The sequence below is a fragment of the Shewanella sp. 125m-7 genome (assembly GCF_052977045.1).
In genome coordinates this window covers 1-12,003 of the sequence record NZ_JBRILQ010000023.1, presented here as the reverse complement: position 1 = coordinate 12,003, position 12,003 = coordinate 1, and the positions used below count along the sequence as shown (strand labels likewise).

Genomic DNA, 12,003 nt, shown 5'->3' with positions numbered 1-12,003 from the left:
AAACCGATTAAAGGGGGCTCAAACTTATTTCAATTCAATTTTTTGGCAACGCCACATACTCCATAAAGTGCTGTGTAGTGAAATCAATAAACTGCCTTAATCGAGCTGGCTGAAACTGATCTTTGTTATAAAGCAGATAAAGCGGTGTATCCGATATGGTCCAGTCTTCAAATACATGCACTAATTCACCGCTATCTAACTCCGTGCTACAGTAAATTTCAGGTAATCTGACAATACCATTTCCCGCCAACGCACTGCTTTTCATCACGCGGCCATTTTTACATAAAAAAGTGCCAGCAATCGTGACCTCTGCCTTTTGGTTTTTATCGCTACGAGAGTGATAATTCCAGTGGTATACCGACCCGGTAATACAGGCATGAGTCTTCAACTCTTTTGGATGTTGAGGACGCCCGCGCTTAGCAATATAAGCCGGCGATGCCAGTGTACAATTGGCAATGTCCATCAACTTTCTCGCCACCAAGCCTGAGTCTTCAAGCTCTCCCATTCTGAAGACCAAATCAAACTCATCAAGCACTAAGTCGACTCGCTGGCTACTAAAATCAAGATGGATCTGAATGTTCGGATGTTGGCTCATAAAGTCGTTCACCAGTTGGTTGACGATCTCTTCACCGATATAACCACCAACGCAGTTAATATTGATTTTTCCCTGCAAGTTATGGGCGTTATCAACCGTCTTGGCGACGGCTTGCTCCATAACATCTAAGGCATGTTGGCAGCGCTCATAAAAAAAACTGCCCTGTTCTGTTAATCGCTGCGCCCTTGTTGTGCGAGTAATTAGGGTCACCCCCAAGTAGCGCTCTAATTGCGTTAACTGCTTTGAAAGGTGAGAACGAGAGCAACCTAGCTTTTCAGCCGCAAGGGTAAAACTGCCTTTCTCTGCAATCACGGTAAAGGCGCGAACATCTGCTAAATTTAGGTCTTGATACATGAACGGCAATCCATTTTATCTCGGTATGTTGACGAGCATTAGAAGTCATATGTAAACAATCATATTCTCTATAGATTATATATCAACAATATTGGTTTATATAAAATACTCATCAATCGAGATCCTACCCCCTTATTGAGGCTGATATGAAACAATTAATCGTTATTACAGGTGCATCTTCTGGTATTGGCGCGGCAATGGCTAGAGCCTTTAGCGCTAAGGGTCACCCACTGCTTTTACTGGCACGCCGCATTGAACCTATGCAAGCTCTGGCACTTGAAAATAGCTTATGCGTCAGTGTTGACGTAACTGATGCTGATGCAATGAAAAGCGCTATTGCTGCAGCCGAAGCCAAGTTTGGCCCTGTAGGTTGCTTAATCAATAACGCTGGAGTCATGCTATTGGGCGCTGCGGATGTTCAAGATCCTGCCGAATGGAGTCGTATGCTTAACATCAACGTGATGGGTGTACTCAATGGTATTCACGCGGTTCTTGCTGATATGAAAGCGCGTAAGACAGGCACAATCATCAACGTGAGCTCAGTAGCAGGCCGTAAAACATTCCCGAACCATGCCGCGTACTGCGCTACTAAGTTTGCGGTACATGCACTCACAGAAAATATCCGTGAAGAAGTCGCCTTAGATGATGTGCGTATGGTGACGATTGCGCCTGGGGCAGTTGAAACCGAATTATTAAGCCACACCACCAGCGAAGAGATCAAAGCGGGTTACAACGAGTGGAAAGAGTTCATGGGCGGAGTGATTGAGCCAACAGCGGTTGCAGATGCAGCCGTGTTCGCCTTCGAGCAACCACAAAATGTATGTGTGCGTGAAATCGTATTAGCACCTACGCGTCAACAGCCTTAATCTTCCCTCACACAAGTTAATGCCCTTCCAGTCTTTCTGCTAGGGCGTTTTATTAACAGCAAGTCAACCTAGGTATCACTTTAGGGATAGCTAAAACCCAAAAACGTGACACAGATCTCGCACCAAAAACACTCCGCAAGACAAAAACAGATAATCAAAATTACATCCAAAACAACAAAAACCTTTAAAAACAACAGTAAACACACATACACCAACCTCCATTAGATTTTATTCAATGATATTTTTATCAATTAGATTTTTATCATGAATATGATCGAGCTCAATATTTAACCAAACAACACCTGCTAAATTTAGTAACAACACGGAAGCATTTTTAAAGCATTTAATTAACCATGCAAAGGACGGCGTCAAACCTATAAAAAAGTAAGGAATTGATGATGAAAACAATCAATAAAATCGGCATAGGCCTCGCGATAGCACTGTCTGTCGCTTTGCCAGTCCAAGCCGCTGACGGCGGCAACCCTAAAAAGGGTAAGCACCTTTATAAAAAAGAGTGTAAAGCCTGCCATAGCAAAGGTGATGTGGGGGGAGAGATCACTCCAATGACAAAAACCATGAGCCAGTGGGATCGCTTCTTTAAACGCATGAAGCACAAAGGTGATCAAGAAGCCTTTAATGCGCTATCAGAAAAGGACTTAAAAGATATTCAACAGTTCCTTTATGACCATGCGGCTGACTCAGATCAACCGCAAACCTGTGGCTAAGACCGGTAAGCCGACTTAACACCATTCTTAGATTCTCAGAGTAACCAACAGATAAATTAAAAATGGGGAAAGCCTCAGGGCCTCGTGCTGCCAAAAATCAGCCAAGTCCAGATTGCCCCTCAACATCAATCGAGACAAGACAACAGCAAGATAAGTCAAACCTCGAAAGGAGAGATGTTATGCGTACCCTTATATCACTACTCGTTGCCAATGCTATCGCCTTATCTGGCAGTGTATATGCCAATGAAAACGACGCTCAAAAAATTTCAGATCTAAAGCAACAGCTAGAGGACATCACCAGCGAGATTGACGATCTCAATGATCGCGTCGATAACAATGAGCGCCACTCCGCCCTCGACAGAATTTTGATCACTGGCGACTTTCGTACCAAAGCTCACTCACTTCATTATCAAAACGTGACTTGGAACCCTGCAATAAAGGTCAATTTTAGTGACTTTGGTGCCAAAGCGATGTCCGGCGCATTTGGCATGCCAAATGATCCAAGCTCACCTTTAGGTAAAATGATGGCGGCAGATCCGAATTTAGCGGCGGCATTCCAAAGTGGTCAGCTTCAGGGGATCATGCCTTATGTTTTAGCTCAAAAAACCACTCAAGATATCGATAACGATATTTTTTACACCACAAGGTTACGCCTCAATTTAAAAGCCAAAGTCTGGGACAACGTCAGTTTTGCGGGCCGGCTCTCTATGTATAAAAACTGGGGCGACTCTACCGGAGTGCAAGTATTCGATTCTTGGCGCTCATTTACCATGGATGGCACCAGCAGCGGTAACACCAGTGGCGACTGGCTAAGAGTCGAGCGCGCTTATTTCGACTGGAAGAACATCAACGGTTCACCATTCTATCTCTCGATTGGACGTCGGCCCTCAACCTATGGCCCGCCTACCCAGTACCGTGAAAATGAAAAGCGCGGTGGCACGCCATCAGGTCACTTGGTCAACTTTAACTTCGATGGTGCCACATTAGGATACAAGCTCGGAGAATTGACCGGAGTCGATGGCCAAGTTGTGCGTATCTGTTATGGCCAAGGCTTTGAATCCCAGTGGGGTAATGGCGAAATGTTTGGCGATATCGTCACCAAAGATACTCACTTAGGTGGCTTTAATATTGATGCGATAAATGATGGCAAAAACTTTCTTCAATTCACCCTCTTTGGCGCCAAAGATGTCAATGATGGCTTTAAAGGCACCATGGCCTTCCCGACTCAGCTAGCGGGCATTTTTGCGCCAACTATGTATCAAGATATGCAGAAGTTCAGCAACTTTAACTTTGAAACTCGAGTACAGCCCAGCGGTGTTATTGGCGATATGTTCTTAGGTGGGATCGGCTTTGCACGTGAAGAAGATAATGACGTGAAATGGTTCGTCTCTGGCGGCTGGACACGCGCTGATGGTAACGGCAATGCAGGTATGTTTGGTGGCATGTTAAGTGATGCCGTTTTTGAAGCGCAGCTCAATGCCGATGGTAGTGAGATTATTATGATGGCCGCTAATGCAGAAGATAGCGATCCTAAGGATGGCTACGGTGTCTATGTCGGTATTCAGATCCCGGCGCCTTACGGCAAGGTTGGCTTTGAATATAACTATGGCTCTGAATACTGGACTCCATTCACTCAGGCGCAAGATGACCCTATCGGCAGCAAGCTAGCCACTCGAGGCCATGTCGGCGAAGCCTATTACATGTTTGATATCAATCCACGTATGTTTATCAAGCTTGCTGGTCTCTACTATGACTTTGAATATACGGGTAGCGGCACGCCTGTGGGAGCACCTCAAGATATCGATGAGGTTATCGCTGGCACGGCTTACTCAATGTTACCCGTCGTCGACACCGCCTTTGATATTAACGCCTCTCTCACCGTCAACTTCTAACAAAAATGGATTCCCCCTCGGCTAATTACCGAGGGGATGGAGATTCGTCATGAAAACCATAGCTATCACACTCAGCCTGCTCACTATACTCCTACACTGCACTAGCACCTGGGCAGCCCAAGACCATAGTGAGTTTATCCAAGGGCCATTTGCAACGGGTTCAGACGTTACAACTCAGTGCATAGAATGTCATGAAGATCATGCCGCAGACTTTATGAAATCATCACACTGGACCTGGGAGCTAGAGCAGTCTCTTCCTGGGCGCAGCGTAAAGCGTGGCAAGAAAAATACCATTAATAATTTCTGTGTTGCCATCTCCAGTAACGAGCCCCGCTGCACAAGCTGTCATGCGGGTTACGGCTGGAAAGACAATAACTTCGACTTTACCGATATGACCAAGGTCGACTGTCTTATCTGCCACGACACCACCGGCACCTACGTCAAAGATCCTGCTGGCGCGGGTGAAGTCTCAAAGAAAGTCAACCTTGAACGGGTGGCGCAAAATGTGGGAACACCTGTGCGAGACAACTGCGGAACCTGCCACTTCTATGGTGGCGGGGGCGATGGCGTCAAACACGGCGATCTTGATTCTTCTATGTCTTACCCAGACAAACGTACCGATGTGCATATGGATACTGACGGTAATGACTTTCAGTGCCAAGACTGTCACGCCACGCTCAATCACCAAATAACAGGTAATGCCATGGGCGTCTCACCTGGAGGTAATAACCCAATCGGCTGCGTAAACTGTCACGAGAGTGCGCCCCATGAAAACAGCAAGCTTAATGAGCACAGTCAAGCGGTTGCCTGCCAAACCTGTCATATTCCTGAATTTGCTAAAAACGAACCAACAAAAATGAGTTGGGACTGGTCAACCGCGGGCTCTGACCGGGAACAAACCCGAGATGAATATGGCAAGCACAACTACATGAAAAAGAAAGGTGACTTCGTATGGGCTAAGAATGTTATACCTCAATACGCCTGGTATAACGGTAAAGCCGATGCTTATATGGCTGGCGATAAAATACAGCCTAACGCTGTCACTAAGCTGACTCATCCTTTAGGCAACATCAAGGATCCTAAAGCCAAAATCGCACCTTTTAAAGTACATACGGGTAAACAGATCTACGACAAGAAGTTAAATATCTTCATCACCCCAAAAGTCTTTGGTAAAGATGGCTACTGGAAAACTTTTGACTGGGATAAAGCAGCCCAACTGGGCATGGCGCAAAATCAAACTATGGCCGAAAAAGGACTTAAGTACAGTGGTGAATATGATTTTGCTGCCACAGAGATGTGGTGGCCAATCAACCATATGGTTTCACCTAAGGAGGATGCCCTCAAGTGTAAGGATTGTCATAGCAAACAAGGCAGACTCGATTGGCAAGCCTTAGGCTATGACGGAGATCCGATGAAAGTGAAAGCAGGCCAAAAACACGCAAAATAACATTAACAGCAACGGATAATCATCAGTAATAACGACCCATAATCCTGCCAACTGACCTTGCAGAGGCTCCTGTAGTAAGGTGATTCGTCAGCCAGCATTATCGACATCCGCTGGCTGACTCTTTTTCATTATGCCTTTTAGTTAACCGCCTCTCCCCCTTGTGCACCCATAAAGAAAACTCTTCTAATGCTTCTTTTTGACTATATTCATGCTGTTAAATTTAAGTTAAGCTACTGTAAACACCCATTTATGGGCTATCATTTAAACACTGTTTTACTCCGTCTAGGATGAGGTCAGCAAATGAGAAAAAACTTAAGCTTAATAAACAGTAATCGGGCTTGGGCCGAACTGTTTCTTTCCTCAATCTTCATCAATTTGCTCTCACTTGCCCTCCCCTTTACCATGCTGCAAATCTACGACCGTATTTTACCGAATCAAGGCTACGGCACCGCAAGTGTGCTGGTCTCTGCCGTTGCTGTCGCTATCTTGCTGGAGTTACTACTACGCTATGCTCGTAGCTGGATGTTGGCGTCATCCGCGGCTAACTTTGAGCTCAAAACGACCACTAACCTTGTTAGCGCCCTGATGCGTTCTGATTACCATCATGTGGAAAATCTCGGAGCGGGTAAGGTTTCTAATGGACTGGCAAGCATTGCTGCCATTCGTGAACTCTATTCAGGCCAAGCCTTAGTTGCCTTGATGGATTTTCCATTTGTCCTGATCTTTTTAGCACTCGTCGCCTATATAGGTGGCCCACTCGTGTTTATTCCCATTATCGTTTGGGCGCTTATTGGGGCCTTGGTGCTAGTGATAGGCCAAAAATTAACCCGAGTCACTGAAGCGTTAGCGCTAACAGATAATGAACGCTCTCGTATGCTGATATTGGTATTGTCGGGGTTAACCACGGCAAAAGCCTTAGCAATGGAGACGCGACTATCGACAACGTACAATGAGATCAATTACCGCCGTCTTGCACTGCAACAACAGGTCGACTGGCTTTCATCCAAGCTACAAGAACTTATTCAAGGCGCATCCCAAGGTACGACCTTATTAATCGTACTGATTGGTTGCTTAGAAGTGCTAGATGGAGATTTAACGACTGGTGGCCTAGCCGCTTGTTCAATTTTAGCTGGACGCGCAATCGCTCCTCTTAGCGCAATCATCAGTTTACGATCTCGACTCGTATCAGCTAAAACGGCCATGTCTCATGTCGATGATTTAGCCAAGCTACCTCTAGAATCCTTTAACGGTCACACTCAGTATCATCAAAAACTCCCCCTTGGGCCGATTACCTTTGAAGCTGCAGCAAGTCACCAAGTAGGCGCAAAACTCGCGAACTTTAACCTGAATATTCCTTCGGGTAGCTTAGTGACTATCACATCAGATCCACTAACCCACGCCAGTTTATTATTGAGTGTTGTTGGCGCATTTCACCATTTAGAGCAAGGAACAATTTATATCGCAGGCATTGCACAGCTAGAGCATAACGCCAACGAATATCGCCAATCAGTCACCTATGTATCCCCCTGGCCCACTCTTTTTGCGGGCAGCCTGCTAGAAAATATGACCATGTTTAGACCGGAGCGAGAATCAAGAGCGATGGAGATAGCCGAAGCTTTAGGTTTGACGGTGAGTATCGCGAAACTCCCCGCAGGTTACCAAACCGAAGTCGGCGTGAATGACAGTCAAATGCTTAATAAGGGGGCGATTAAGCTCATTGCATTGGTAAGGGCGTTAGTGCAGTCACCTTCTATTTTATTACTCGATGAGCCATTGATCTCATTAGATACCGACTCACAGGTGCGCTTGCTGACAGTACTTAAACAGTACCAAGGCAAGATGACCATATTGTGCGCCTCTCACTTTGACACCCTTAACAGTCAAAGTGATTTGCGGGTCAATGTCAGCGCAAATGGCGAGTGTGAAATACTGCCAACAACATCACCGGCACAAGGATGAATATGATGACGACAGATCCCGTAAGTGTTCATTCTGAAAAGCAGCCTGACATGCCAGAGCTAAAACCCATACTCATCAGTTTATTTCAACAGCTTGGACTTTTTGCTCAAGCGACCAACTTAATCAATGACCAAACGTTCCAAGATATTGATACCTCTCAGTTAGCAGGCTTACTCAAGAAGCACCATATCGGCTTTTCAGTGTACAAGTTACACCAGCAAGCCATCGCTCAATCGATCCATCCATTTATTGTGGTACCCGAAACTGAGCCCGCCTTTATTGCTCGCCGCCGTGACGAGCTATTTGAAGCTTTCGATATCGCTACAGATCAATGGCAAAGCATCCAAGAAAGTGCCATCCCTAAACCTGCACACCTGTTTGTTATCGAATACCTGCCAAGCAGTAAACAAAATATTCGCGCCTTTGCCGCGCACATGAGTAAAAGGGCTAAATGGTATCGTCCAGTATTTTGGCTTAGTTTGCTTTCAAGCCTGACAGGCCTGGCTGTTCCCCTGTTTACCATGGCGGTTTACGATAAAGTCATTGGTGGGCAAGCTCCCAATGTACTCCCCAGCATTGCACTCGGCGCAGCGCTCGCATTGGGAATATTAGTCGCCAGCCGATTAACTCGCGCCAATGTATTAGCCACCACCAGCAACCGTTTCGCCAGAGATCTTTCCGATCTGACCTTTAGACGACTACTCAGCATGCCTTTGATGGTGCTCTCTCGAGTGGGGATCTCCAATCATATAGCAAGAATGCGCAACGCTGAAAAAGTACGAACTTTGTTAGCCGGTCCCGGCGGCGCAGGCTTGGTCGATCTGCCATTTACCCTCATCGCCTTTGTAACCATCGCCCTACTAAGTGGTTGGTTAGTCATCGTCCCCATTGTGATGCTATTGCTTTTTTACCTCGTAATGAAAGCTGTTAATAGATATGCACAATCGGCTTCACCGACGATTAGTGGTGATTATCAAAACTCGATTAATGAGCTAGCAAAGAACCTATTACAATTAAAAACCAGTGGAGAAACTGACGGCTGGAATACTAAATTTGCTCGTCAATGCAAAGAGAACTGTCGACAAAACTTTTTATACGCAAAACGCAATGGCCTTAATGCCGCCGTCGCTCATGCAATGAGCCTGCTTACTGCGTTAGTCACCGTATTTACAGGGATTTTCTTGGTGTTAAACCAGAGCATCAGTCCGGGAGCACTCATCGCTTGCGTCATGCTGATTTGGCGGATCACGGGGCCGGCTCAACTGGCTTTTTCCTCCAGCCAAAAAATCACCATGATGGGCTCTGCAATTACTCAGTTTGATCGTTTTATGCAAGCAAGCACTGAACAAAACGAGCTTAGGCTCGATACACCCGATACACATCAAGCACCCGGCATCAGCTTTCAACATGTAACGTTACGCTATTCTGCAGACTTAGAGCCGTCCCTAGCCGGTGTTACCGTCGATATTGAGCCTGGAGAAAACGTTGCGATTATCGGTCCAAATGCTTGCGGTAAAACCTCAATGCTATTGGCGGCGATCGGTGTTGTTGAAGCCCAAGCTGGCTATGTCACAGTCAACAGTAAGAATCTTAAGCAATATGATCCTGAAGCTTTTAGACAGTGGGCCGCTTTTTGTCCTGCAGAACCGGACCTATTTCCTGGCACCTTAGCCGAGAACCTGCGCATAGCAAAACCTGAAGCGACAGATGCGGAGCTGACTAAAGCCTTAAAAGACGCAGGAGCAAACTCACTGCTCAATGCACTTGGAAATGACTTAAACATCAACCTATTTAATCGCGGTCACACGCTTCTCTCTGCCGTTGAAGGTAGCTATATCAGTCTGGCTCGCGCCTTACTTAAGCAGTCCAGATTTATCGTACTAGACGAACCCATTGCTAACCGTAACCCTATAGCTAAGGCGCAACTCCTCAAAACCTTTAGTGAACTTAAAGGACAGGCAACGGTGCTATTTACCAGTCATGACCAAGAGTTGATCCAGCAAGCCGACAAAGTCGTCATTTTAGATAAAGGTGCTGTGGTTTACGCCGGTCCCATTCCAGAACAAGCACCTCAGCAACCACCCGCTGCGTCATCTCAGGAGAACCTCTCTAATGGATAATCGACAACTAGCAAATCGAGTCTGGCCTGAGCACGAGTTTACCGATGCGATTGAGGCGCCCGCGGAGCGAAAGCTGATCAAGCGTATTATTTTGCTTATCACAGGCTCTATCCTGATCATGCTGCTGTGGTCTATTTTCACCCATGTTGAAGAGATCTCTAAGTCCAAAGGCCAAGTGGTACCGCTAGGACATAGACAGGTTATTCAAAGCCGTACAGGAGGCACCATTGCTTCTGTTGAAGTCGAAGAAGGCGATGTCGTTAAAGAGGGCGATATACTTGCCACTTTTGTCTCGATTGACAGTCAATCGGCAGAGGAAGAGCTCGCCAGTAAACGCGCTAATTTACTACTCAAAATTGAACGTTACGATGCCTTTATCGATAAGCGTGACGCCGACTTTACTGAGTTTGCCATTGAGTATCCACAACTGGTCAAGCTACATACCGCCTCACTAAAGCGTATGAATGAGGAGCGCATTGCGGTAGAAAGACTTTCTGAGTCTGGTATTGCTAAGTCCCAAGCTGAAATTGACGGCTTGCAAGCAGAAATTCCACCGTTAAGCGATCAGATTAAAACCGCAGAGCAAACACTTAAGATGATGCAATCGGTCACCGAGGTGCAAGCTGTGTCTAAGCTACGTATTTTAGAGTCTCAGCAAAAACTTGATGCCTATATCCGTGAGCTAAAAAGCATGGAAAGTAAGCAACAAGTGCTGGCCAAAAACTTGCTCAATTTAGAGCAACAACTGAAACAGAAACAAGCAACCTTGCTCAAAGAAGTTGGGGAAAAACGTACCGATGCTCAGGCTGAACTGCTGGGTATTATTGCCCGCTTAAAATCATCTGGATCTCTGGTCTCTGAAAATACCATGACCGCACCCGTCGATGGCATTATTCAATCCATCCCCTCCACGTCATCTGGCAGTGTTATCCAACCAGGTGGTACGGTTGCCGTAATTGTACCTATGACCAAAACCGGCTTAATGGAAGCTAAACTCTCTCCGCGAGATATCGGCTTCGTTCGTGTTGGTCAACCTGTACGGATCAAAATTGATGCCTTTGACTACAGTCGCTACGGCGCCCTTGATGGCATAGTCAAACGGATATCTCCGAGCACCGATGCCGATGAAAAAGGCGGCGTATTTTACAAGGTGCAAATTGCCATCGATAAACCCTATTTTTCCGATAAACCGGGTCAGTTTGATCTAATCCCTGGCATGACTGGTGAAGCAGACATCGTCACTGGAGACAAAACGGTATTTCAATATCTATGGAAGCCTGTATTTACTAACGTAACCGAAGCTTTTGGTGAGCGATAAAGAGGATGTAAATAATGAGTCATGACAAGAATAAGCACACATCAGCCTCTAAAACACCTAATCACGCCACCGATAGCGAACACGCGCAGCAAAAAAAACGCGATCTAAAATCCAAGTTAAAAGCCAAACAACTCGACAAAGATGTTGATCGCTTAAAAGCAAAAGAGCTTCGAGATACCGAGAAAGCGACAAGCATTGGTAATAAAGATCTCGTTGCCGATAAATCTTGGAGCGCTGCCAGTCCCATAGTAGGTGTAGACACTAGCCCCTCAAACAAGGAAGCCACACCTAGCGAAGATCCTCTAGCATCGACACGTTCAAATAATGACAATGTACAAGCTCAAACATCAGCTATCCAGCCCAGTAAAGACGAGCAAGTTACCCCTCCAGCATCACAAGATAGCCAAGATCAACAAACAACAGGAACACGTTTGCATAGCGCTATCCAAACCTCAGGTTTCAGAGCCGGAGCGCATTTTCATGTCACTTCTGATAAAAGCCCCGAATTAAGCACGATTGCACAACCGCTGACCTTTAGCGCAAATGAGCATAATCAGCCTCACTTTACGGTAGCGGTGACAACAGATACTAATGTTCAGCAAGTTAGCACCCTGCAAAATAAACCCGCTTTAACAACTACCGATACTGGCACTGGCACTGGCACTGGCACTGGCACTGGCACTGGCACTGGCACTGGCACTGGCACTGGCACTGGCACTGGCACTGG

At 46.1% G+C, this 12,003-nt stretch carries 9 protein-coding genes; 8 read left to right on the top strand and 1 reads right to left on the bottom strand.

What is annotated here, in order from left to right; genetic code table 11:
* Positions 1-34: 34 nt before the first annotated feature.
* Positions 35-949: a LysR family transcriptional regulator gene (locus ACVBIL_RS11905; RefSeq protein ID WP_447167188.1), complete on the bottom strand. Its 915-nt coding sequence runs from the start codon at positions 947-949 to the stop codon at positions 35-37.
* Between the two features lie 146 nt (positions 950-1,095).
* On the opposite strand from ACVBIL_RS11905, the gene ACVBIL_RS11900 reads away from it, so the two are divergent.
* The 8 genes from ACVBIL_RS11900 to ACVBIL_RS11865 all read left to right on the top strand — a co-directional run.
* A complete protein-coding gene (locus tag ACVBIL_RS11900) occupies positions 1,096-1,815 on the top strand; it encodes an SDR family oxidoreductase (protein ID WP_447167187.1) in 720 nt (239 codons plus the stop codon).
* Between the two features lie 395 nt (positions 1,816-2,210).
* Positions 2,211-2,540 carry a c-type cytochrome gene (locus tag ACVBIL_RS11895; RefSeq protein ID WP_447167186.1) on the top strand — a complete coding sequence of 110 codons (330 nt, stop codon included), beginning with the start codon at positions 2,211-2,213 and terminating at the stop codon, positions 2,538-2,540.
* A gap of 179 nt (positions 2,541-2,719) precedes the next feature.
* Positions 2,720-4,432 (top strand): DUF3373 domain-containing protein, encoded by a 1,713-nt coding sequence (locus ACVBIL_RS11890; RefSeq protein WP_447167185.1) that lies wholly within the window; start codon positions 2,720-2,722, stop codon positions 4,430-4,432.
* A gap of 49 nt (positions 4,433-4,481) precedes the next feature.
* A complete protein-coding gene (locus ACVBIL_RS11885) occupies positions 4,482-5,879 on the top strand; it encodes a tetrathionate reductase family octaheme c-type cytochrome (protein WP_447167184.1) in 1,398 nt (465 codons plus the stop codon).
* 300 nt (positions 5,880-6,179) lie between these two features.
* The gene (locus ACVBIL_RS11880; protein WP_447161472.1) at positions 6,180-7,838 is read left to right on the top strand and encodes an ABC transporter transmembrane domain-containing protein; all 1,659 of its coding nucleotides are present in this window, start codon (positions 6,180-6,182) and stop codon (positions 7,836-7,838) included.
* A gap of 2 nt (positions 7,839-7,840) precedes the next feature.
* A complete protein-coding gene (locus ACVBIL_RS11875; protein WP_447167183.1) occupies positions 7,841-9,958 on the top strand; it encodes a peptidase domain-containing ABC transporter in 2,118 nt (705 codons plus the stop codon).
* Positions 9,951-11,276: an HlyD family type I secretion periplasmic adaptor subunit gene (locus ACVBIL_RS11870; protein WP_447167182.1), complete on the top strand. Its 1,326-nt coding sequence runs from the start codon at positions 9,951-9,953 to the stop codon at positions 11,274-11,276. Before ACVBIL_RS11875 ends, ACVBIL_RS11870 begins: the two co-directional genes overlap by 8 nt.
* A 14-nt stretch (positions 11,277-11,290) precedes the next feature.
* A partial coding sequence (locus ACVBIL_RS11865; protein ID WP_447167181.1) for a hypothetical protein occupies positions 11,291-12,003 on the top strand: 713 nt, incomplete at its 3' end.

Coding starts and splice junctions, on each gene's coding strand:
- ACVBIL_RS11880 (WP_447161472.1), top strand. CDS start 6,180: ATGAGAAAAAACTTAAGCTTAATAAACAGTAATCGGGCTTGGGCCGAA.
- ACVBIL_RS11875 (WP_447167183.1), top strand. CDS start 7,841: ATGATGACGACAGATCCCGTAAGTGTTCATTCTGAAAAGCAGCCTGAC.
- ACVBIL_RS11870 (WP_447167182.1), top strand. CDS start 9,951: ATGGATAATCGACAACTAGCAAATCGAGTCTGGCCTGAGCACGAGTTT.
- ACVBIL_RS11895 (WP_447167186.1), top strand. CDS start 2,211: ATGATGAAAACAATCAATAAAATCGGCATAGGCCTCGCGATAGCACTG.
- ACVBIL_RS11890 (WP_447167185.1), top strand. CDS start 2,720: ATGCGTACCCTTATATCACTACTCGTTGCCAATGCTATCGCCTTATCT.
- ACVBIL_RS11905 (WP_447167188.1), bottom strand. CDS start 949: ATGTATCAAGACCTAAATTTAGCAGATGTTCGCGCCTTTACCGTGATT.
- ACVBIL_RS11900 (WP_447167187.1), top strand. CDS start 1,096: ATGAAACAATTAATCGTTATTACAGGTGCATCTTCTGGTATTGGCGCG.
- ACVBIL_RS11885 (WP_447167184.1), top strand. CDS start 4,482: ATGAAAACCATAGCTATCACACTCAGCCTGCTCACTATACTCCTACAC.